21 protein-coding genes and 1 tRNA gene are annotated in these 21,138 nt (G+C 64.8%); 12 read left to right on the top strand and 10 right to left on the bottom strand.

The window, feature by feature from the left end; genetic code table 11:
* Positions 1–28: 28 nt before the first annotated feature.
* From sigJ to BUA26_RS09675, 6 genes are all read right to left on the bottom strand, one after another.
* Positions 29–928 carry an RNA polymerase sigma factor SigJ gene (gene sigJ, locus BUA26_RS09650; RefSeq protein WP_072761516.1) on the bottom strand — a complete coding sequence of 300 codons (900 nt, stop codon included), beginning with the start codon at positions 926–928 and terminating at the stop codon, positions 29–31.
* A 72-nt stretch (positions 929–1,000) separates the two neighbouring features.
* Positions 1,001–1,957: an aspartyl/asparaginyl beta-hydroxylase domain-containing protein gene (locus BUA26_RS09655; protein WP_072760284.1), complete on the bottom strand. Its 957-nt coding sequence runs from the start codon at positions 1,955–1,957 to the stop codon at positions 1,001–1,003.
* 62 nt (positions 1,958–2,019) lie between these two features.
* Positions 2,020–3,117: a class I SAM-dependent methyltransferase gene (locus BUA26_RS09660; protein ID WP_072760286.1), complete on the bottom strand. Its 1,098-nt coding sequence runs from the start codon at positions 3,115–3,117 to the stop codon at positions 2,020–2,022.
* Positions 3,118–3,234: 117 nt separating this feature from the next.
* A complete protein-coding gene (locus tag BUA26_RS09665; RefSeq protein WP_072760288.1) occupies positions 3,235–4,617 on the bottom strand; it encodes a PhoH family protein in 1,383 nt (460 codons plus the stop codon).
* Between the two features lie 133 nt (positions 4,618–4,750).
* The gene (locus BUA26_RS09670; RefSeq protein ID WP_072760290.1) at positions 4,751–5,212 is read right to left on the bottom strand and encodes a peroxiredoxin; all 462 of its coding nucleotides are present in this window, start codon (positions 5,210–5,212) and stop codon (positions 4,751–4,753) included.
* 219 nt (positions 5,213–5,431) lie between these two features.
* Positions 5,432–5,950 carry an ACT domain-containing protein gene (locus BUA26_RS09675; protein ID WP_072761517.1) on the bottom strand — a complete coding sequence of 173 codons (519 nt, stop codon included), beginning with the start codon at positions 5,948–5,950 and terminating at the stop codon, positions 5,432–5,434.
* A gap of 188 nt (positions 5,951–6,138) precedes the next feature.
* On the opposite strand from BUA26_RS09675, the gene dapA reads away from it, so the two are divergent.
* Entirely contained in the window at positions 6,139–7,035 is an 897-nt protein-coding gene (gene dapA, locus BUA26_RS09680; RefSeq protein WP_072760292.1) for a 4-hydroxy-tetrahydrodipicolinate synthase, read from the top strand.
* Between the two features lie 33 nt (positions 7,036–7,068).
* The gene (locus tag BUA26_RS09685; protein WP_072760294.1) at positions 7,069–7,662 is read left to right on the top strand and encodes a hypothetical protein; all 594 of its coding nucleotides are present in this window, start codon (positions 7,069–7,071) and stop codon (positions 7,660–7,662) included.
* Positions 7,663–7,730: 68 nt separating this feature from the next.
* Here BUA26_RS09685 and fdxA read toward each other — a convergent pair whose 3' ends face one another.
* Both fdxA and BUA26_RS09695 read right to left on the bottom strand, forming a co-directional pair.
* The gene (gene fdxA, locus BUA26_RS09690; protein ID WP_072760296.1) at positions 7,731–8,054 is read right to left on the bottom strand and encodes a ferredoxin FdxA; all 324 of its coding nucleotides are present in this window, start codon (positions 8,052–8,054) and stop codon (positions 7,731–7,733) included.
* A gap of 151 nt (positions 8,055–8,205) precedes the next feature.
* A tRNA-Glu gene (locus BUA26_RS09695) sits at positions 8,206–8,281 on the bottom strand.
* Between the two features lie 178 nt (positions 8,282–8,459).
* Between BUA26_RS09695 and pcnB the strand changes: the two genes are divergently transcribed.
* The 5 genes from pcnB to panD all read left to right on the top strand — a co-directional run bounded on the left by pcnB (position 8,460) and on the right by panD (position 12,509).
* Positions 8,460–9,818 (top strand): polynucleotide adenylyltransferase PcnB, encoded by a 1,359-nt coding sequence (gene pcnB, locus BUA26_RS09700; protein WP_072760298.1) that lies wholly within the window; start codon positions 8,460–8,462, stop codon positions 9,816–9,818.
* Entirely contained in the window at positions 9,815–10,300 is a 486-nt protein-coding gene (gene folK / locus BUA26_RS09705; RefSeq protein ID WP_072760300.1) for a 2-amino-4-hydroxy-6-hydroxymethyldihydropteridine diphosphokinase, read from the top strand. The genes pcnB and folK overlap by 4 nt, the downstream gene beginning before the upstream one ends.
* A gap of 30 nt (positions 10,301–10,330) precedes the next feature.
* Entirely contained in the window at positions 10,331–11,161 is an 831-nt protein-coding gene (panB, locus tag BUA26_RS09710) for a 3-methyl-2-oxobutanoate hydroxymethyltransferase (RefSeq protein WP_072760302.1), read from the top strand.
* 18 nt (positions 11,162–11,179) lie between these two features.
* Positions 11,180–12,025, top strand: a complete 846-nt coding sequence (gene panC / locus BUA26_RS09715; protein ID WP_072760311.1) for a pantoate--beta-alanine ligase — start codon at positions 11,180–11,182, stop codon at positions 12,023–12,025.
* A gap of 97 nt (positions 12,026–12,122) precedes the next feature.
* Positions 12,123–12,509: an aspartate 1-decarboxylase gene (gene panD, locus BUA26_RS09720; protein ID WP_072760313.1), complete on the top strand. Its 387-nt coding sequence runs from the start codon at positions 12,123–12,125 to the stop codon at positions 12,507–12,509.
* A 13-nt stretch (positions 12,510–12,522) separates the two neighbouring features.
* Here panD and queG read toward each other — a convergent pair whose 3' ends face one another.
* On the bottom strand, positions 12,523–13,620 hold the full coding sequence (gene queG, locus BUA26_RS09725; protein ID WP_072760315.1) for a tRNA epoxyqueuosine(34) reductase QueG: 1,098 nt from the start codon (positions 13,618–13,620) through the stop codon (positions 12,523–12,525).
* A gap of 15 nt (positions 13,621–13,635) precedes the next feature.
* On the opposite strand from queG, the gene BUA26_RS09730 reads away from it, so the two are divergent.
* From BUA26_RS09730 to BUA26_RS09750, 5 genes are all read left to right on the top strand, one after another.
* Positions 13,636–15,132, top strand: a complete 1,497-nt coding sequence (locus tag BUA26_RS09730) for a bifunctional ADP-dependent NAD(P)H-hydrate dehydratase/NAD(P)H-hydrate epimerase (protein WP_072760317.1) — start codon at positions 13,636–13,638, stop codon at positions 15,130–15,132.
* Positions 15,129–15,602, top strand: a complete 474-nt coding sequence (gene tsaE, locus BUA26_RS09735; RefSeq protein WP_072760319.1) for a tRNA (adenosine(37)-N6)-threonylcarbamoyltransferase complex ATPase subunit type 1 TsaE — start codon at positions 15,129–15,131, stop codon at positions 15,600–15,602. Before BUA26_RS09730 ends, tsaE begins: the two co-directional genes overlap by 4 nt.
* 182 nt (positions 15,603–15,784) lie before the next feature.
* Positions 15,785–17,368, top strand: coding sequence for an N-acetylmuramoyl-L-alanine amidase (locus tag BUA26_RS09740; protein WP_072760321.1), 1,584 nt, complete (start codon positions 15,785–15,787; stop codon positions 17,366–17,368).
* An 88-nt stretch (positions 17,369–17,456) separates the two neighbouring features.
* Positions 17,457–19,268, top strand: a complete 1,812-nt coding sequence (gene mutL / locus BUA26_RS09745; RefSeq protein WP_072760323.1) for a DNA mismatch repair endonuclease MutL — start codon at positions 17,457–17,459, stop codon at positions 19,266–19,268.
* Between the two features lie 37 nt (positions 19,269–19,305).
* Complete coding sequence (locus tag BUA26_RS09750; protein ID WP_072760325.1) at positions 19,306–20,211, top strand: DUF1684 domain-containing protein; 906 nt, start codon at positions 19,306–19,308, stop codon at positions 20,209–20,211.
* A gap of 38 nt (positions 20,212–20,249) precedes the next feature.
* On the opposite strand, the gene BUA26_RS09755 is transcribed toward BUA26_RS09750, so the two are convergent.
* The gene (locus BUA26_RS09755; RefSeq protein ID WP_072760327.1) at positions 20,250–21,032 is read right to left on the bottom strand and encodes an enoyl-CoA hydratase-related protein; all 783 of its coding nucleotides are present in this window, start codon (positions 21,030–21,032) and stop codon (positions 20,250–20,252) included.
* Between the last annotated feature and the right edge of the window lie 106 nt (positions 21,033–21,138).

Raw genomic sequence — 21,138 nt, forward strand, 5'->3', positions numbered from 1 at the left:
GCTTTGAGGACGGCCGGGATTGGCCGTTTCAATGCAAGGACGCCGGTCCTGCCGATTTCGTGACAGCCAGCAGGCGCGCCAGCTTGCCGGGATGGCGCAGCCCGTGCATCGCCGTGATGCGCTCGCCGTCGCATTCGACCCATATGACGGAGCTCAACGCACCACCCACCCACATCAGCAATGCCGGTGCGCCGTTAAGGGTCGCCATTTCATAGCGTGCAGGGTAGCGACCGAGGTTGCGGGCGATCTGCAGATAGAGGCGGGCCAGCCGTTCGGCGCCGTAGAGCGGCCGCAGGGTGGCACGGACCACGCCGCCGCCATCGCTGATCTGGATCGCGTCCTCGGCGAACAGCGCGCGCAGCGCCTCCATGTTGGGCTGGGCCATGGCGGCTACGAAGCGCTCCAGCATGCGCCGCTGCGCCATGGCGTCCACGCTGAAGCGCGGCCGTCCTTCGCGCAGGCGCGCCTTGGCCCTGTGCACGCGCTGGCGGCAGGCATCCTCGGCAATGCCCAGGATCGCCGCCGCCTCGGCGTGGCTGTAATCGAACACTTCGTGCAGGAGAAACGCGGCGCGCTCCTCCGGGCTCAGGCGTTCGAGCAGCAGCAGGAAGGAGAGGGTGATCGTCTCGCCACGCTCGAGTTCGACCTCGGGCTGTTCGGCGTCCGGCGCCAGCGGCTCGGGCAGCCAGGGGCCGGGGTAGTGTGCGCGTTCGGTCTTGGCACGACGCAGGCGATCCAGTGCGATGCGCGTGGTCACGGTGACCAGCCACGCCTCCGGATCGTCCAGTGCGTCGGTGTCCTGCTCGTGCCAGCGCAGCCAGGCATCGTGCAGCACGTCTTCGGCATCGCTGGGCGTGCCCAGCATGCGGTAGGCCAGGCCGAACAGGCGCGGACGGTGTTGCTGGAACAGTGCGGTGCTGGGATCCATGGCGTTCTCCATTGCGGCGTCCAGACAGGACGCGCGGGGATCACACAACGTGACCGCTCAGCGGAGCGTCACTTATCGAAACAGCGGCCACGGTGCGAGGAAGATCAGCCAGATCAGCAGCAGGATGCCGACATACTTGCAGGCCTTGTACAGCTTCCTGTAACGGCTCTTGAATGCCACCTTGAAGCGGTGGCCGGCACCCTTGCGACGCTGGCTGAGCGCAAACAGGTGGTTGATGAAACCGGTTTTCTCCGTCTCGCCCTCGGTGTTCGGCGAGGCGGTGATCTTGCCCATGAACGCGCCGACACGGTGGTTGATCGCGTTCATCCAGCGTGTGCGCAGCGGCCGCTCGACGTCGGCAAACAGGATCACCCGCGTCTGCCCGCTGGTGTTCTCGGCCCAGTGCACGTAGGTTTCGTCGAACACTACGTCCTTGCCATCGCCCCAGGCGTGCTCCTCGCCATCGACGAAGATGCGGCAGCTCCTCGCATTGGGCGTGATCAGGCCCAGGTGGTAGCGCAGCGAACCGGCGAACGGATCGCGGTGCGGATTGAGCTTGCTGCCCGGCGGCAGCAGCGCGAACATCGCGGCCTTCACGCTGGGAATCGATTTCAGCAAGGCTACCGTCTGCGGGCACAACGCCTCGGCCGAGGCCAGCGGCTCGCCGTACCATTTCAGATAGAAACGCTTCCAGCCCTGTTTGAAGAAGCTGTTGAAGCTGGCGTCGTTGTTCTTCGCGGCGGCACGGATGTATCCCTCGTCGAAGAGGTGCGTCGCCTCGTCGCGAATGAGCTTCCAGTTCGCCTGCAGCAGGTCCAGTTGCGGGAATCCGCGGCGATCGAGAATCGGCCGAGCCGGCACCGCCGAAAACGCATACATCAACAGGTTGTAAGGCGCGAAGATCGCCGAGTGATCGACCAACTGGCGATCGAAGCGCAGCCGCACGCGTCCGCGCAGGTGCACCAGCAGCACGCACAGCACGAAAAAGGCGAGCAGGGCCAGCAGGACGAGACGGGGGGTGAGGGTCATGTCGACGCTTGCAACCATGGGATGACTGTCAACCAGGCATTCTACTCGCTTGATCGCCGTCGCTATCGCGTGTCGATGCAGGCCTTCACCTGCTGTTCCCGGGTGAGATCGACGTGTTGTTGCGGGCTGATCGGCTCGAACACGGCCCGCGCGGCACTGCCCTTGTGGCGCAGGGCGGCGATCATGTTGGCGGCGGGGTAGCGCCCGGCGGCGAGGGCGGCCGCGTCGATCGCATGCATGCGATCGATCCAGGCGCGGTCTTCAGCCAACTGCGGGTCGAAGTTGAAGCCGATCCGTCGTTCGACGAATGGCATGATGGCGCCGCCGAAACTGAAGAACAGCTCGAAATCGAACTCGGCCAGCAGACAGCCCACGATGTCCTGCGCACGCACGCCTTCGTTGGAATACGCGGCATGGTCGATCGGCCGGTAACGTTCCGATGCCGTGTTGAAATGGCGATCGTGGCGTTTGCCGGACTGCAGGGTCGCCCACGCTTCCTGGACCACGGTTTCCACGTCCGGCCACAGCCGATGGCCGTTGCGGCCGATGATGTCGGAACCGAGCAGGACGCCTTGCGGGGCCAGCGAGCGTCGCAGCGATCCGCAGAATGTCTCCAGCGCGGTGACGTGGTGGAAGAACTGGTTGACGATGATGACGTCCTGCCCGGGCAGCTCGAACGGCAGGTTGCAGTCGCGCGTCACGAACGTCATCACCGCAGCGACGCCGCGTTCTTTGGCCGCGGCTGCCGCATGGCGCATCAGCGCGGGATTGAAATCGGCGCAGGTGATTTGCGCCGCGATACCGTCCGCGTGCAGCCGGGCGGCCAGCTCGATCTCCATGCCGCAGGAGCCGGTGCCGACGCTGAGCACACGCACCGGTGCGTTTCCATCGGTCGAGCTGCGCCGGATCTGATCGAAGAAGAAGCTTTCCGGCGAATCGATGCCCAGCCGCTGCGCGTCGGGGGCCAGGAACCGGCCGGACCAGTAGTCGAAGATCGGCGGCAGCGTTTCGCTCTGATATTGCGGGGTGACGCTGAACGCGACGCGCTCGGCCATGGCCAGCAATCGGCGGCGAGCTGACGCTGGTAGCGAGCGTGCCAGCAAGGCAATGGCACGCTTGGCCGGTAGCCGATGGCGGTAGGCGAAACTCTTCAACGACATGGAGACGGCATCAGTCGGGCATGTCAGGGCGATGGCACCGGGAAGCGAGGAGTGCGGTGCGGAAGCGGGAGGGCCTGTCGTCTTGCGACAGGCCCCATAGTTTCCTGCTTCTTGATGTCACAGCGCCTCCGCCGCGAAATCCGCCAGCCGTGAACGTTCGCCGCGACGCAAGGTGATGTGCGCCGAGTGCTCCCAGTTCTTGAAGCGATCGACTGCGTAGGTGAGGCCGGAAGTGGTTTCGGTGAGATAGGGCGTATCGATCTGCTCGACGTTGCCGAGGCAGACGATCTTGGTGCCGGGGCCGGCGCGGGTGATCAGGGTCTTCATCTGTTTCGGCGTGAGGTTCTGTGCCTCGTCGATGATCAGGTAACGCGACAGGAAGGTGCGCCCGCGCATGAAGTTGAGCGAGCGGATCTTGATGCGCGAGGCAAGCAGGTCGTTGGTGGCCTGGCGGCCCCAGCTGCCGCCGTCCTCGGGGTTGGCGAGCACTTCCAGGTTGTCGGTCAGCGCGCCCATCCACGGCGTCATCTTCTCTTCCTCGGTGCCGGGCAAGAAGCCGATGTCCTCGCCCACCGAGACGGTGGCGCGGGTCATGATGATTTCGCGGTAACGCTGCTGGTCCATCACCTGCGCCAGGCCCGCGGCCAGCGCCAGCAAGGTCTTGCCGGTGCCGGCATTGCCGAGCAGGGTGACGAAGTCGACGTCCGGGTCCATCAGCGCGTTGAGTGCGAAGTTCTGCTCGCGGTTGCGTGCGCCGATGCCCCATACGTGATGGTTCGCATGGGAGTGGTCATCCAGCAGCACCAGCGTGGCGCTGGTGTCGTCGATTTGCAGCACGCGCAGTTCGACCGCGTTTTCACCGGGCAGGAACAGGCACTCGTTCGGATACCAGATGTCCTCCTCGCGTCTATCCACCTTGTAGAACGTGCGCCCCCGCTCGGTCCACGACTGCACTTCCGGGTGCTGGTCCCAGAAGGTTTCCGGCAGCTCGGCGGAGCCGGTGTAAAGCAGGGAAAAGTCGTCCAGCGCGCGGTCGTTCTCATAATCTTCGGCGACGATGCCATTGATGCTCGCCTTGATCCGCAGGTTGATGTCCTTGGTGACAAGGATGACTGCCCGATCGGGATTCTGGTCACGCAGTTCGATCACCGCCAGCAGGATCTGGTTGTCCGCCTTGGTGTGGCCATTGCTGCTGGTGCGGTGCTGGAAATACAGCCGGCCAACGGAGGCGCCGCGCTTGAGCTTGATGCCTTGCGGATTGCTCAGTTCCAGCCCGTCGCCCAGATCATGCTGCTTGCCCAGTTCGATCAGCTCGTTGAGAAAACGGCTGACCTGGCGGGCGTTGCGCGAAACTTCCGAGGCGCCTTTCTTTTTTTCGTCCAGTTCCTCCAGCACGGTCATCGGAATGAAGACGTCGTGTTCCTCGAAGCGGAACAGCGAGGTCGGGTCATGCAGCAGGACGTTAGTGTCGAGAGCGTAGATGCGCTTGCTTCCGGTCATGCGGAAGTGTCCTCGCTGGTGGATGGATGAAAGAGCTGCGGCGTACGGCGAGCCGCAGAGAGGTGACGCCGGCACGGATCGCAGGCAAGGTGCCGGCGATCGAATCCGGCGGAAACCATGAATGCCGGGATGGTCACTTGGCGGGGATGGTGTCGAGCACGGCCTGGGCGTGGCCGGGTACTTTCACGCCACGCCACGCCTGGGCCAGTTTTCCGTCGGGGTCGATCAGGAAGGTGCTGCGTACGATGCCCAGGTGGCGTTTTCCGTACAGCACCTTTTCGTGGATCACGTCGAACGCCTGGCACCAGGTTTCATCGGGGTCGGAAACCAGCGCAAACGGCAGCTCCTGCTTGGCGGCGAAATTGGCGTGCGATTTCGGCGAATCGCGCGACACGCCGATGACCTGCGCATTGCGTCGGCGGAACGCCGGATACAGGTCGCGGAAATCCTTCGCCTCGCTGGTGCAGCCGGGCGTGCTGTCCTTGGGGTAGAAATACAGCACGATCCATTGACCCTTGAGGCTGGCGAGCTTCAGTGTGCTGCCATCGCCGATGACACCGTGGAGTGCAGGGACTTTCTTGCCAACTTCGGGCATGACTACTCCTGCACAGCGAGTGGCCGCTGCGCATGCGTGTGAGAAAGAGAATTCGGGAACCGGCTGACGGCAAACATTGCGGGTGGTACGCAGATATCGCTCGGATTGGATCGACCCACTGACGGCAATGCAGCGTTCCTCGGTAGTCCCGGGCGCAAGACTAGCGCGTGCGCACCCACCGATAACAGTCCTTGTCAGATGCGCCGGATCGCGCGATCCTCAGAACTTCACCGGATCCATGATCGCATCCAGGTTCAGGCCGTCGCAGAGTTCGAGAAAATCGTCGCGCAGTGCGGCAATGTGGATTTCCGCCGGGATGCCGATGGTGAACTGGGCCTGGAACATATCCGCCCCGGTCTGCATGGCCTGGTAACGGGTGGAGTTCAGCTGCTCCACGCTGATCTCGTGCTGGGTGAAGAACTCCACGATCCGCGCCACGATGCCGGGCCGATCGGCGGCCACCACTTCCACCAGGTACGGCAGCAGGTGCGAGCTGTTTTCACGCGGCCCAGTGCGGTAGTGCACCAGCCGCAGGCTCTCGTCGCGGGCCAGTTTGGTCAGCGCGGTTTCCAGCTTGGCGAGCGCATCCCATGCGCCGCTGGCCAGAAGCATCAGCGAGACTTCCGTGCCGATCGTCGACACCCGCGATTCGGAGAGGTTGCAGCCGGCGTCGGCAATACGCTTGGCCAGCGCCAGCAGAGGCGATTTGTTCGATGACGTGAGCGCCTGGATCAGCAACTGGTTGTCGTTGCCAGCACGCGCGGCCGAGGGAGTGGAAGAAGAGGCGGAAGAGGGTTTCAAAAGTGGCCTGCCTGTGACGTCATCGGCGCGTTGGTAGCTGGTGAGGGTACTCCGATCGAGCTTACTTGCCCGCCTCGCGAGGCGGCAAGTAACATGCACGGCTTGCCTTGTAGCGGAATCGAGACTTGAACATTCGTGGAAGTATCTGCGCGCTGGTCACCCCGTTTGCGGCCGATGGCGCACTCGACCTGCGGGCGTTTGGCCGGTTGCTCGACTATCAGCTCGCCGGCGGCACGCAGGCGCTGGTGGTGGCCGGCTCCACGGGCGAAGCGCATATGCTGGAGCACGACGAGTTCGATCGCCTGCTGGCATTTGCCGTCGAGCGTGTGGCCGGGCAGGTGCCGGTGCTCGCCGGTACCGGCGAGGCGGGTACCGCCAAGACCGTCGCCATGACCCGTCGCGCCAAGGCGCTGGGCGCCGACGCAGCGCTGGTGGTGACGCCGTACTACGTGCGCCCGACCCAGGAAGGCCTGCGCCGGCATTTCCTCGAAGTGGCCGAACACGGCGGCCTGCCCGTGGTGCTGTACAACGTGCCCAGCCGTACCGGCTGCGATCTGGCGCCCGAGACGGTGGCGGGGCTGCGCGAGCATCCGGCGATCATCGGCATCAAGGAGGCGCTTGGCGACAGCAAACGGATTTCGGCGCTGGCGGAACTTGTGCGCGCGGATTTCGTCTATCTGTCCGGCGACGATGGCAGCGCTGGCGTGGCGATGCTGGCCGGTGCCGCTGGTACCATCTCGGTGGTGGCCAACCTGGTGCCGCAGGCATTTCGCGCGTTGTGTGATGCGGCCACCGATGGCGATCAAGTCGCTACCGAACGGTGTCACGCGGCGCTCGATCCGCTGGTGCAGGCGCTGAACTGCGCGCCCAACCCGATCGCGGTCAAGGCTGGCCTGCCCGTTCTGGGGCTGGGTCTGGCGCTGCCGAGGTTGCCGCTGGTGGAACTGAACGACGGTCCGGATCGCGCCCGATTGCACCAAGCGCTGTCCAGTCTGGCATCCTTGGCGACTGCGGCCGGTTGACGGTTGCCTGACTTACTCACGGAATCTGACTACATGAAGAAAACCTCGCTCCTCGTGGCCCTGCCGGCTGTGGCCCTCAGTGGCCTGCTGCTTTCCGGCTGCGGCATGTTCCGCTCGCACAAGGCGTGGGACACTGCCCAGCAGCAGTCGCCGCTGGAGATTCCGCCGAGCCTGGACCGTCCTTCGACCAGCGATGCGCTGGTCATTCCGCCGCCGGGCGCGAATCGCCCGACCGCCAATGGCGCGACGGCCAGCGTCGGTGCTGCCACGGGCCAGATTGCCGACGGCTTCGTGCTGGCTGACAGCGTGGACAATGCGTATCGCCGGGTGGGCCAGGTGCTGCAAGGCGGCAGTTTGGGGCAGCTGGTCGGTCACGACGACAGCGCGCACAGCTATACGCTGAGCGTTTCCGATGCTGTCGCGAAGCAGAAGAAGAAAGGCTTCTTCGGTCGGCTGTTCGGGCATGACAAGAGCGATTCCGCCAGCACCGCAGGCGGCGCCGGATCGCATCAGGTAAAGGTCAGCGTCAACACCAGCGGCACCAATGCCAGTGAAATCCGTGCCGAAGGCAACGCGGCCGCGGTGGCGAAGGTGATCGACACGTTGAAGTCCAGTCTCGGCGGCTAAGTCGGTCAAGCACCATAAACGGAAACGCCGCCTCCAGGGCGGCGTTTCCGTTTATGGATGGCGGGAACTCAGCGCTGCAGCAGCTTGAGCTTGTCCGGTTTGCCTTCCCAGTCCTTGGCGTCGGCCGGGCTGTCCTTGCGCTCGGTGATCACCGGCCAGCTCTTGGCCAGTTCGGCGTTGAGCGCCACGAAGGCTTCCTGGCCTGCAGGAACATCGTCTTCCGGATAGATCGCGTTGATCGGGCACTCCGGCTCGCACAAGGTGCAGTCGATGCACTCGTCCGGATCGATCGCGAGAAAATTGGGGCCTTCATGGAAGGCGTCGACCGGGCAGACCTCAACGCAATCGGTGTATTTGCACTTGATGCAGTTGTCGATGACGACGAAAGTCATGGAGGCGTTTCGGCTTTAAGAGAAGTGGTCGAGAGGCTCTTGTGAAGAGTGCGGCCATGGATGGCCGCTTCTGATCTGGCCAATAGCCAAGGTGCGTGAGTTGTCGGGACCTTTCCTGACAACGGCAATCATGGAAGATTGCACAAGTAAATGGTGCTCCCTACGAGGTTCGAACTCGTGTTCCCGCCTTGAGAGGGCAGTGTCCTGGGCCACTAGACGAAGGGAGCGTTATCTTGCGAGGCGCGCTAGTATAACGGAATTGTTTCGCGCGGCAATGCTCGACATGCCGTTCGAAGCATGCCCCGCCGGTGCTGCTCACCGCCCTGCGGGACGATCCGCGGTGCTGCTGCGCGCCGCGACTTATGGCAACCCAAGGGCGGCTTCGCCCGCAAGGATTTCGACCGCTTGAATCTCGAATCAAGGACCGGCCTCGCGCCAGCGCTGCGGATCATTCCGCGCGACCAGCACGTCATCTCCCGCAAAAACATCAGCAAGTCGGCGTTGCGGGTGCTGTACCGCCTGAACGAGGCCGGTTACACGGCTTATCTGGTCGGTGGCGCCGTGCGCGATCTGCTGCTGGGCCTGCAACCGAAGGATTTCGACGTTGCCACCAGCGCGACGCCGGACGAGGTGAAGAAGCTGTTCCGCAACTGCCGCCTGATCGGCCGGCGCTTTCGTCTGGCGCATGTGGTGTTCGGTCCAGAGATCATCGAGGTGGCGACGTTCCGCGGCCTCGGCGAGGAAGGCGGCGAGGGTGATCGGCACATCGTCGATGGCCGCATCGTGCGCGACAACATCTGGGGCACGATCGAGGAAGATGCGATCCGCCGCGACTTCCGCGTCAACGCGATGTATTACGACATCAGCGATTTCTCGGTGCGCGACTATGTCGGTGGCATGCAGGATCTCGAGGATCGCGCGCTGCGGCTGATCGGCGATCCGGACACCCGCTATCGCGAGGATCCGGTGCGCATGCTGCGTGCCGCGCGGCTGGCGGCCAAGCTCGACATGCGTATCGATGCGGCGGCGATGGCGCCGTTCGAGACGCTAGGCCCGTTGCTGGCCGATGCCGCGCCGGCGCGCCTGTTCGACGAATCGCTGAAGATGTTCCTCAGCGGCAACGGACTGAAGAGTTTCCGCATGCTGGAACAGTGTGGCTTGCTGAAATTCCTGTTTCCGGCGACTGCGCGGGCACTCAAGCGCGGCGACGAGGCGTTGCGTTCGCTGGTCGAGCAGGGGCTGGCGAATACCGATGCACGCATTGCCGAAGGCAAGTCGGTCACGCCGGCATTCCTGTTCGCGGTGTTGCTGTGGGGTGAGGTGCGCGACGTGGCGCATCACTGGATCGCCCGCGGCCAGGAGAGCACCGAGGCATGGGCGCGCGCGTCGGCCCAGGTAGTCGGCGAGCAGTGCCAGCGGGTGGCGATCCCGCGCCGGTTCACCTTCACCATGGAAGAGATCTGGTCGCTGCAGCCGCGCTTCGAGCAGATCCAGCGCAAGCGGGTATTTCGCCTGATGACGCATCCGCGCTTTCGCGCCGCGTTCGACTTCCTGTTGCTGCGTGCCGACGAATCGCCGGCGATGCGCGAATTGGGTCTGTGGTGGGCGCACGCACAGCAATTGCCGCAGGACGTACTGGCGGCGGCGCTGCCGGCCGGTGGCGGCAGCAGCGCCAGCGACTTCGTGGCGCCGCCGGCAGCCGGCAAGCCGCCACGCCCGCGCCGCCGCCGTCGCAGGCCCGGCGGAAAATCGAGTTCCGTGTGACGCTGGCTTACGTCGCGCTGGGCAGCAACCTCGGCAACCCACGGCAACAGTTGCTCGACGCGATGGACGCGTTGGCCAACCTGCCCGATACGCGCCTGTTGCGGCGCTCGCACCTGTATCGCACGCCGCCATGGGGTGTGCTGGAGCAGCCGCCGTTCGTCAACGCCGCGGTGCAGCTCGACACGTCGTTGTCGCCGCATGCCCTGCTGGATGCGCTGCTGGCGATCGAACAGCAGGCAGGTCGCGTGCGTGCCGAGCGCAACGGTCCGCGTACGCTGGATCTGGATCTGCTGTACGTCGAAGGTGTGCAGCTCGACGATCCGCGGCTGACCTTGCCGCACCCGCGCATGGCCGAACGTGCGTTCGTGCTGCTGCCCCTGCATGACGTCGCGCCCACGTTGCCGCTGTCCGGACACGGCACCGTGGCGGAACGGCTGGCGCAACTCGACCTTGCCGGTTGTGCAAGGCTGCTTGAGCCATAATCGGCGCCCGCCATCCCATCAGGAATTGCCGTGTACGTGCAGAACGCGAATGCCCCCGAACGCAAGCCGGTCACCGTGCCGGGCCTGCTTGCGATGAAAACGCAGGGACAGCGCATCGTGATGCTTACCGCCTATGACGCCAGTTTTGCCTGGCAGCTGGAGACGGCCGGGATCGACATCGCGCTGGTCGGCGACTCGCTCGGCATGGTGGTGCAGGGACACCGCAGCACGCTGCCGGTGACGCTCGATCACATGGTCTATCACACCGCTGCCGTGGCGCGTGGCTTGTCGGCCACGTTGCTGGTGGCGGATCTGCCGTTCATGGCTGATCGCGATGTCGCGCACGTGCTGGAAGCCGGCGCGCGCCTGGTTGGCGAAGCCGGTGCGGCGATGGTGAAGATCGAAGGCGCCGCGCCGCACATTCTCGAAGCGATCGCGGCGCTGACCGCGCGAGCGATTCCGGTCTGCGCCCATCTGGGACTGACGCCGCAATCGGTGCACAAGTTTGGCGGTTTTCGCATCCAGGGTCGTGAACAAGCCGCTGCCGATCGGGTGCTGGCGGAGGCCCTGGCCGTGCAGGCGGCCGGTGCGGATCTACTGGTGCTGGAGGGCGTGCCGGTCGAACTGGGCCGGCGGGTGACTGCGGCGCTGACGATACCGGTAATCGGCATCGGTGCCGGTCCGCATTGCGACGGACAGGTGTTGGTGATCCATGACATGCTCGGCATCACGCCGGGCAAACGACCCAAGTTCAGCAAGGATTTTCTGGCCGGACGCGACTCTGTCGCTGCGGCCATTGCGGCGTATGCCGCGGACGTGCGCAGCGGTGCGTTCCCGGCGCCCGAGCATTGTTTCAACTAAGCAGCGAGTCAACGCCCCATGCAGACCGTACAAGACGCCCCCTCCTTGCGCGCCGCGATTCGCGGCTGGCGCGCCAAGGGGCAGACGGTGGGCTTCGTGCCGACCATGGGCAACCTGCACGCCGGACATCAGTCGCTGATCAAGCTGGCGCGGGCGCGTACCGACCGGGTGGTCGCCAGCGTGTTCGTCAACCCGACCCAGTTCGGCCCGAATGAGGATTTCGAACGCTATCCGCGTACCTTGCTGCAGGATCAGGCGGCGCTGACCGAGCAGGAGTGCGATCTGCTGTTCGCGCCTGACGTGGCGACGATCTATCCGTTCGGCGCCGAGCACAGCGTCAGCCTGCGCGTGCCGCAGATCACCGACATGCTGGAAGGTGCGCATCGGCCCGGACACTTCGATGGCGTGGCCACCGTGGTGTGCAAGCTGTTCAATCTGGTGCAGCCGGATCTGGCGGTATTCGGACAGAAGGATTTCCAGCAGCTGAAGGTGATCGAGCGGATGGTGCGTGATCTGTCGTTGCCGGTGATGGTGATGGCGGCACCCACCTTGCGCGCCGACGACGGCCTGGCACTGAGTTCGCGCAACCAGTATCTGTCCGCCACCGAGCGTGCGCGGGCGCCGTTGATCCACGATACCTTGCTGAAGATGCGTGAGCTGATGGGCAAGGGGCATCCCTGGCAGGCGTTGGAGCAGACCGCTGCCGCACGCCTGATCCGTGCCGGATTTGTGCCCGATTACGCGGTGATCCGGCGCGCCGAGGATCTGGCCGAGCCGGCCGAGGGTCAGCGCGAGGGCTTGATCGCACTGATCGCGGCACGCCTTGGCGATACCCGCCTGATCGATAACTTGCTGTTCGACTGAGGCGCCCGCATATCTCGGTCGAAGCCGATGATGTTGCGGTGCAACGTCATCGGCTCGATAATTGCCGACTTAGCAGAGTCCTGCGGGAAAGAACGTCATGCACCTGAATATGCTCAAGGCCAAGATCCACCGCGCCACCGTGACCCATGCGGAGCTGCACTACGAAGGCTCGATCGCGATCGACGGTCTGCTGCTGGATGCCTCGGGTATCCGCGAGTACGAGCAGATCCACGCCTGGAACGTCAACAGCGGCCAGCGCTTCGTCACCTATGCCCTGCGTGCCGAGGAAGGCTCCGGCATCATCTCGGTCAACGGCAGTGCCGCGCGCAGCGCCCAGGCCGGCGACCTCATCATCATTGCCGCGTTCGTGCAGTTGAACGAAGCCGAGCTGGAGCAGTATCAGCCGGTCTGCGTCTACATTGGCGCAGGCAACCGCATCAGCCACACCAATCGCTCGATTCCCAAGCAGATGGCTGCTGCCTGAGCTGCTGCTGCATTCAGCGTTGCTGTTTCGCCAACGCCCACGCCACATGCTCGCGCACGATCGGCGAAGGGTGATCGGCGCGAGCATTCAGCGCTTCGCGTACGCCCGCTGACGGCGGCGCATTGCCCAGCGCCACCGCGATATTGCGCAGCCAGCCTTCGTAGCCGGTGCGGCGGATGGCCATGCCTTCGGTGCGCTTGAGGAATTCAGCCTCGCTCCATGCAAACAGTTCGACCAGCTTCGCGCCGTCGAGGCTGTGCCGCGGAGCGAAATCCGGCTCGGCGGTCTCCTGCGCGAATTTGTTCCACGGACACACCAACTGGCAGTCGTCGCAGCCGAAGATGCGGTTGCCCATCGGCGTGCGCAACTCTTCCGGGATGCTGCCCTCGAGCTCGATCGTGAGATAGGAGATGCAGCGTTTCGCATCCAGCCGGTACGGTCCGAGGATGGCCTGGGTCGGGCAGATCTCGATGCAGCGGCTGCAGCTGCCGCAGTGCGCGCTGGCCGGTGGGTCGATCGGCAGCGGCAGATCGGTGTACAGCTCGCCGAGAAAGAAATACGAGCCGGCACGGCGGTTGATCAGCACGGTGTGCTTGCCGATCCAGCCCAGCCCTGCGTTGCGCGCCAAGGCTTTTTCCAGCACGGGCGCGGAGTCCACGTAAGCGCGATAGCCGAAGTCGCCGATCACCGCATGGATGCGCTCGGCCAGTTTCTGCAGACGGTTGCGCATCAGCTTGTGATAGTCGCGCCCCAGCGCGTAGCGCGACACGTAACCGGCCTCGGCATCTTCCAGCACGTCCCAGGCATTGGCGGTACCGGGCGGGATGTAATCCATGCGTACCGAGATGACCCGTTGCGTACCGGGCTCGAGTTCGGCCGGCCGCGCGCGCCTGCTGCCATGCCGGGCCATGTATTCCATCTCGCCATGATGGCCATCTTCGAGCCAGCGTTCGAGATGTCGCTCGTCCTCACCCAGATCGGTGCCGCTGATGCCGGCTTCGGCAAAGCCCAGTTCGATCGCCCAACGTTTGATGTCGCGGGCGAGGGATGCGTAATCGGGTGTGCTGCGGACGCCGGTGCTGGACATTCGTCTATTGTAGATGCGGCACATGCCTATAATTCACGCATGCCCGTCCACCCGTACAGCCGTGACCTCCATACCGTCGAACAGCTGCGAGCCATGGAGCGTGCCTCGCTCGCGGCCTTGGGAATTTCCGGTCATGAGTTGATGCGCCGCGCGGCCAGTGCCGCGCTGAACAGCCTGCGCCGGCACTGGCCGCAGCTGCAACATATCTGCATTCATTGCGGCCCGGGCAACAATGGCGGGGACGGCTTTCTGCTGGGCGTGCTGGCGCGTGAAGCCGGGCTGCAGGTCGAGCTGGTGGCGCTGAGTGCGACGGCACATGGTGACGCGGCGCTGGCGCGCGCGGCATGGGAGGCCGACGGTGGCAAGGTGCAGTTGTGGGACATCGATGGCGTGCTGCCTGCGGCCGAACTTCATGTGGACGCGCTGTACGGCATCGGCCTCAATCGCGCGCCCGAGCCGGCGGTGGCGCAACTGATCGAGCAGATCAATCACAGCGGGCGGCCAGTGTTGGCGCTGGATGTGCCCAGCGGCTTGAACACCGACACTGGCGCTTGCCCCGGCGTGGCGATACGCGCCTGTGTCACGGTCACCTTCATCGCCGGCAAACGCGGGCTGCACACCGGCCGTGCCGCCGATCAGGTCGGCGTGCTCGAGCTGGCCACCCTGGGCGTACCCGATAGCGTGTATGCGGCGATGTCGCCCGATGCCCAGCTGCTTATCGCCGACGCGCTGCCGCCGCGCCTGCGTTACGCCAACAAAGGCGACAACGGCCACGTATTGGTGATCGGCGGCGAGCACGGCATGGCCGGTGCAGTGCACCTGGCTGGTGAGTCGGCGTTGCGCGCCGGTGCCGGCCTGGTCAGCGTGGCGACACGCGCCGAGCACGTCTTCGCGCTGAATGCCGCGCGGCCGGAATTGATGGCACATGGTGTCGATGGTCCGCAGGCACTGGCACCGCTGCTCGAACGCGCCGGCGTGCTGGCGCTGGGGCCAGGCCTGGGGCAGGCCGCCTGGGGCCATGCGTTGTGGCTGACCGCGCTGGATGCGAACAAGCCGCTGGTACTGGACGCGGACGGCCTGAATCTGCTGGCGCGCGAGCAGCGCCGGTTCACCGTGCCGACCGTCATGACGCCGCACCCGGGCGAGGCAGCGCGGTTGCTTGGCGTTGCCACCCGGGAGATCGAGCGTGATCGTTTTGCCGCTGCGCGCGAGCTCGCCAAGCGGTACGCCGCCGTCGTCGTACTGAAAGGTTCCGGCACTCTTATCGCCGATCCGGATGGACGTCTGGACGTCTGTCCGTGGGGCAATCCGGGCATGGCTTCCGGTGGCATGGGCGACTTGCTTACCGGTATCGTCGCCGCGCTGTTGGCGCAGGGTTGCAGCGCATGGCGGGCCGCCTGCCTCGGCGTGGGCCTGCATGCGCGTGCCGGTGATCGTGCCGCGCAACAGGGCGAACGCGGACTGCTGGCCAGTGACCTTCTGGCGCCACTGCGTGAACTTGGCAATGGCCTGTCGAGCTGCGAGCGTGACGGATGACGGGGCATATCGAACCCGGGCGGGAATGGTCGTTGCCTGATGAGGCGGCTACCGCTGCACTGGGTGCGCAGGTGGCGGACGTGCTGGATGATGGGTTGGTGCTCTACCTGCATGGTTCGCTTGGCGCCGGCAAGACCAGTTTCGCGCGCGCTTTGCTGACTGCGCTGGGTGTGGGCGAACGGGTCAAGAGCCCGACCTACAGTCTGGTCGAGGGCTATATGGCGCGGGGTCGACCAGCCTGGCATCTGGATCTGTACCGCATCGCCGATCCCGGCGAGCTCGAATGGCTGGGCCTGGACGCGCTGGCCGATCCTGCCGCGCTGGTGCTGGTGGAGTGGCCCGAGCGTGGCGCCGGCGCCTTGCCGGCAGCGGATCTCGAGCTACGCCTGGGCTATGCCGAGCAGGGCCGCCACGCGTTGCTGCGCGCCTTCACCCCGCGTGGCGAAGAACTGCTCGCGCGGCTGGATTGAGCACGGCTAAGTACTGAATTTCTCTTGAGAAATTGGCGATCCGGCATTCCGGTAAGGATATGTTCGGAATGCGCGACTTGCGGCCGATAACTTGATACAGCCTGATGAATGGTTCGCAGGTTATGGATATTCAAGGAAAAACCTGCTTGCTTTCGATGAGTGAACGCGTTTCAATGCGGCTTATGAGGGGTTACCTGAACAATTTGGGTGGATTTGTCGCCGTCGTCATCTTGGCAGCCGTGCCGCTGTGCGCGACCCGGGCGGCCGATTTGAAGGATGCGCGGGTCTGGGCTGGCCCGGATTACACCCGTGTGGTTCTCGATGCTTCCGGCCCGCTGCAATACACGGTCAGCCAGAAAGATGGCCAGATCGTGGTCGATCTGCCCGGCAGCGGGGTAAACCACGATTTTTCCGATCCGGTCGCACGAGGCCTGCTGAGGGGCATGAGTCATGCCCGCATCGGCGATCACCTGCAATTGACCGCCAAAATCGATCCGGGCAGTCGCCTGAAAAGCTTCGTGCTCAAGCCGACCAGCGGCACGGATTATCGGCTGGTGCTGGATATCTATCCCGGCAAAGACGGCAATGGCACGCAAGGTAATGGCAAAGACGATGATAGCGATCGCACCAGCGTAGCCGAAACCACTCCGGCCGCCCCCGCGCCAGAGGTTTCTGCGCCGATCGAGGCTCCCAAGTACAGCGGCAATTCCAGCCGCAGCAGCCGCGTCGCCACCGAGCAGGCTGCGGCCATGCTCAACGGTCAGCGCGCGGTGGTGGTGGCGATCGATGCCGGCCATGGCGGCAAGGATCCCGGTTCGCACGGACCCGGCGGCACGCTGGAGAAGAATGTCACGCTGGCGGTGGCGCGCAATCTCGCGGCGGAAATCAATCGTCAGCCGGGCATGAAAGCCGTGCTGACGCGCGACAGCGACTTTTTCATTCCGCTGACGCAGCGCTATCGCATCGCCCGCGAAAACAATGCGGATCTATTCGTGTCGATCCACGCCGATGCCTTTACCAGCGACGACGCCAAGGGCTCGTCGGTATGGGTGCTGTCGCCGCGCGGCAAAACCAGCACGGCTGCGCGCTGGCTCGCCGATAGCGAGAACCGCTCCGATCTTATCGGCGGCATCACGCTGGATGACAAGGACGACGGCCTGGCCAAGGTGCTGCTCGATCTGCAGCAGGGCTGGGCGATGCAGGCCAGCGACATGGTCGCCGGCAACGTGCTCAAGGCGCTGGGCTTGCTCGGACCGACCCATCGCGGCTATGTCGAACGGGCGAACTTCGTGGTGTTGCGTTCGCCGGATGTGCCGTCGATCCTGGTCGAGACCGCCTTCATCAGCAATCCGGCCGAGGAACGCAAGTTGCGTGACCCCGACCATCAGAAAGAGCTCGCCGAAGCGGTGATGAGCGGAGTGAAGAATTATTTCGAATCGACGCCGCCGCCGGGCACCTGGTTCGCGGCGCAGGCCGCCCGCCACAATGGCAATGGTGTCGAGCTGGCATCGAGCAAGCCCGCAAATGTCGACAAGAAGCCTGCGACAAAGTCGGCCAGCGCCCGCCGCGTCACGCTGGCCAGCAGTCCCCCGCCTGCGCCTCCGGCGGACGCCGGCGTACGTGACCTGCACAGGGTCGGCCGTGGCGAAAGCCTGCGCAGCATTGCCCGCCAATACGGCATCAGCGTGGGCGCCTTGAAGACGGCCAATCAACTGAATACCGATACGGTGCATGCCGGCACCATGTTGGCCATTCCCACCGGCTGATCTGGCTGGTCGATCTGGCTGGCTGATCTGAACAGGCCAGCATCGCATCGTCGACAGCTTCACCGTCGTTCGCTGCTAAAGTTCGCGGATGACTGTGATCCGCCTGCTTCCCCCCGAGCTCATCAATCAGATCGCCGCCGGCGAGGTTATCGAACGACCTTCCTCGGTGGTCAAGGAGTTGGTCGAGAACAGCCTCGACGCCGGAGCCACCCGTATCGAGGTGGACATCGAGGCAGGCGGCGCCCGCCTGATCCGCGTACGTGACGACGGCGGCGGCATCCATGTCGACGAGCTTCCGCTGGCGGTGGCTTCGCACGCAACCAGCAAGATCGGCAGCTTCGACGATCTGGAACATGTCGCCAGCATGGGTTTCCGCGGCGAGGCGCTGGCTTCGGTATCGTCGGTATCGCGTTTCGCGCTGACCTCGCGTGCGCGCGATCAGGACGCCGCGTTCCGCATCGAAGTCGACGGCGGCAAGCTACAGGCGGCGCGCCCTGCGCAGCATCCGCAAGGCACCAGCGCCGAAGTGCGCGACCTGTTCTACAACGTGCCGGCGCGGCGGAAATTCATGCGTGCCGAACGCACCGAATTCGCCCATATCGACGACTTGCTGAAATCGCTGGCACTGGCGCGCAGTTCGGTGGAATTCCGGCTCAGCCACAACGGCAAACCGGTGCGCATCTGGAAGGCTGCGCGCAACGAGCAGGCCGAGTTGCAACGTGTGGCCGAGGTGCTTGGCGAGGAATTTCCGGCACAGAGCCTGCGCATCGATCACGCCATGGCCGGGTTGCACCTGTCTGGCTGGGTCGGCCTGCCCACCGCGTCGCGCGCGCAGGCCGATTCGCAATATTTCTACGTCAATGGCCGGCTGGTACGCGACCGTATCGTCGCCCATGCGGTGCGCCAGGCATACGCCGACGTGCTGTTTCACGGTCGTCATGCGGCGTTCGTGTTGTATCTGGAACTCGATCCGGCCGGGGTGGACGTCAATGTGCATCCGGCCAAGCATGAAGTGCGGTTCCGCGAGCAACGGCTGGTGCACGACTTCCTGTTCCGTACCCTGCACGAGGCGTTGGCGCAGACACGGGCGGGAGCAAATACGCTGCCGTCGGCGGAATCGGTGCCGATGGTCGTCGGACCACATGCCGCACCCATGTATTCCAACGCTACCGCGTGGCCTGGACAGTTCAGCCAGAACCGTTTGAATCTGGGTGTGCGCGATGAGCCGCTAGCCGGTTACGCCGCCTTGCTCGGTGAATCGGTGCCCGCATCGAATCTGTCCTCCGCGCCGATGCCGGCGACGGAAGAGGGCGAGGCGCCGCCGCTGGGTTTCGCGATAGCCCAGCTGAAGAACATCTTCGTGCTGGCCGAGAATGCGCATGGCATGGTGCTGGTGGACATGCACGCGGCACACGAACGCATCACCTACGAGAAACTGAAGTCCGGTCGTGTCGCCAGCAATCTGCGTTCGCAGATGCTGCTGGTTCCGCTCGGCATTGCAGTCAGCGCGAAGGAAGCCGCAGCGGCGGAAGAGCATGCCGAGGCGCTGGCCGAGTGGGGTCTGGAGTTGTCGCGCAGCGGTCCGGCGACGATCGTGGTGCGGCGTATTCCCGCGCTCCTGGAGGGCGCGGACGTCGGTCAGCTCAGCCGCGACGTGCTGTCCGAACTGGCCCAGCACGGCAGTTCGCGCCGTCTGCAGGAGCTGGAGAACGAGTTGCTCTCCACCATGGCCTGCCATGGCTCGGTGCGTGCGGGGCGGCGGCTGACGATCCCCGAAATGAACGCGCTGCTGCGCGAGATGGAAGCGACCGAGCGCTCGGGACAGTGCAATCATGGCCGTCCGACCTGGGTCCAACTCAGTCTGGGCGAGCTCGACAAGTTGTTCATGCGCGGCCGTTGACGCGCGCCATTCGATAGTTGTTCCGCTGGAGAGACCGATGATCCGTACCAGCCTCTTTGTTGCCGCCGCCATTCTGGGAGTCGCCACCGTGCATGCCACCGATACCGACAGTTACAAGCAAAGCATCGAGCAATGGCGCGCCGGTCGGCTCGAGCGACTGACCGCACCGGGCGGGTGGCCGAGCCTGGCCGGTCTGGAATGGCTGAAGGATGGTCCCAATCGCATCGGCAGCGCGGCGGACAATGACATTGTGCTGACTGTGGGTCCCGCACATCTTGGTGTGGCGGACCTGGCCAGCAACGGCGAAGTGCATCTCGTGCTCGAGCACGACAGTGGCGCGCTGATCGACGGCAAGCCGGTGTACGAGGCCACGCTGATCGATGACGTGAAAGCCGGCGACGCCACGCCGACCACGGTGAGCTTCGGCACCGCGAGCTTCTACCTGATCGACCGCGACGGCCGCAAAGGGTTGCGCGTCAAGAACAGCGACGCGCCAAGCCGCAAGCATTTCCTCGGCATCGATTCGTTCCCGATCGATCCGTCATGGCGGATCGAGGCGACCTGGGTCCCTGCAGCGCCGGGCGAGACGCTGGAAATGGGTACGGTCATCGGCACCATCGACAAATACCCGGTGCCGGGCAAGCTGGAATTCAGTCGCGACGGCAAGCAGTTCGAAATCCTGCCGGTGATCGAGGTGCCGGGCGACAAGCAGTATTTCATCGTGTTTGCCGATCGCACCAGCGGCAAGGAAACCTACGGCGCCGCGCGCTTCCTGTATATCGATCCACCGAAGGACGGCAAGGTCGTGCTGGATTTCAACAAGGCGTACAACCCGCCGTGCGCGTTCACCCCGTTTGCCACCTGCCCGCTGGCACCGCCGGAAAACCGGTTGGACCTGCGCGTGACAGCGGGCGAGAAGAACTACCGAGGCTCGAATCACTGAGCGGTGTGCTGCATGCCGCCGCAATGCGTCGGTTGGGCTCAACGCCCGGTGAACTGCGGCTTGCGCTTTTCCAGAAACGCCGTGGTGCCCTCACGCATGTCTTCGGTGGAGAATGCCAGCGCGAAGCCTTGCGTCTCGAATTCCAGGCCCTGATCGATCGCGGTTTCGCCGCCTTGCAGTACGGCGTCGAGAATGCCGGCGGCAGCCAGCGGCGCGGCGGCGGCGAGCTGGTCGGCCAGCGCGTTCACCGTTTCATCCAACGCCTCGGGTGCGACCACACGGGAGACGATGCCCAGCTCGTACGCGCGTTGCGCGTTGATCGGCGCGCCAGTGAGGCACAACTCCAGCGCAGCACCGCGACCGGCCAGACGCAACAGGCGCTGGGTGCCGCCGAAACCGGGGATCAGGCCGAGGTTGATTTCCGGCTGGCCGAACTTGGCCTTCTCGCTGGCCACGCGCAGATGGCAGGCCATCGCCAGCTCCATGCCGCCGCCGAGTGCGAAGCCCTGGACGCGCGCGATCACCGGCTTGCCTAGCCGCTCGATCGAACTCATCAGGCGCTGGCCGGCGCGCGAAAAGCCTTGCGCCTGCACCGGCGTATAGCCATTCATCTCGGCGATATCGGCGCCGGCGACGAAGGCTTTTTCGCCGGCGCCGGTCAGTACCACCACGCGCACGGCATCGTCCTGCGCGGCCTGTGCAAATGCGATGGTCAACTCGTTGAGTGTGTCGCGGTTCAGCGCGTTGAGCTTGTCGGGGCGGTTGACGGTGATCGTGCGCACCGCGCCGCGGTTGCCGATTTCCAGGTTGCGATAGGCCATGAACGACTCCCGATGGATGCAAAGGCGCGATGGTAGCAGCGGGAACCTTTGTCGCCGCGGGGTTTCTCAAGCCACAAGCGCCAGCGCTGCACGAATCCGGCGAACC

This window comes from Rhodanobacter sp. OK091 (genome assembly GCF_900142825.1).
Lineage (GTDB): Bacteria > Pseudomonadota > Gammaproteobacteria > Xanthomonadales > Rhodanobacteraceae > Rhodanobacter.

Coding starts and splice junctions, on each gene's coding strand:
- sigJ (WP_072761516.1), bottom strand. CDS start 928: ATGGATCCCAGCACCGCACTGTTCCAGCAACACCGTCCGCGCCTGTTC.
- BUA26_RS09655 (WP_072760284.1), bottom strand. CDS start 1,957: ATGACCCTCACCCCCCGTCTCGTCCTGCTGGCCCTGCTCGCCTTTTTC.
- BUA26_RS09660 (WP_072760286.1), bottom strand. CDS start 3,117: ATGTCGTTGAAGAGTTTCGCCTACCGCCATCGGCTACCGGCCAAGCGT.
- BUA26_RS09665 (WP_072760288.1), bottom strand. CDS start 4,617: ATGACCGGAAGCAAGCGCATCTACGCTCTCGACACTAACGTCCTGCTG.
- BUA26_RS09670 (WP_072760290.1), bottom strand. CDS start 5,212: ATGCCCGAAGTTGGCAAGAAAGTCCCTGCACTCCACGGTGTCATCGGC.
- BUA26_RS09685 (WP_072760294.1), top strand. CDS start 7,069: ATGAAGAAAACCTCGCTCCTCGTGGCCCTGCCGGCTGTGGCCCTCAGT.
- fdxA (WP_072760296.1), bottom strand. CDS start 8,054: ATGACTTTCGTCGTCATCGACAACTGCATCAAGTGCAAATACACCGAT.
- panC (WP_072760311.1), top strand. CDS start 11,180: ATGCAGACCGTACAAGACGCCCCCTCCTTGCGCGCCGCGATTCGCGGC.
- panD (WP_072760313.1), top strand. CDS start 12,123: ATGCACCTGAATATGCTCAAGGCCAAGATCCACCGCGCCACCGTGACC.
- queG (WP_072760315.1), bottom strand. CDS start 13,620: ATGTGCCGCATCTACAATAGACGAATGTCCAGCACCGGCGTCCGCAGC.
- BUA26_RS09730 (WP_072760317.1), top strand. CDS start 13,636: ATGCCCGTCCACCCGTACAGCCGTGACCTCCATACCGTCGAACAGCTG.
- tsaE (WP_072760319.1), top strand. CDS start 15,129: ATGACGGGGCATATCGAACCCGGGCGGGAATGGTCGTTGCCTGATGAG.
- BUA26_RS09740 (WP_072760321.1), top strand. CDS start 15,785: ATGAGGGGTTACCTGAACAATTTGGGTGGATTTGTCGCCGTCGTCATC.
- mutL (WP_072760323.1), top strand. CDS start 17,457: ATGACTGTGATCCGCCTGCTTCCCCCCGAGCTCATCAATCAGATCGCC.
- BUA26_RS09750 (WP_072760325.1), top strand. CDS start 19,306: ATGATCCGTACCAGCCTCTTTGTTGCCGCCGCCATTCTGGGAGTCGCC.
- BUA26_RS09755 (WP_072760327.1), bottom strand. CDS start 21,032: ATGGCCTATCGCAACCTGGAAATCGGCAACCGCGGCGCGGTGCGCACG.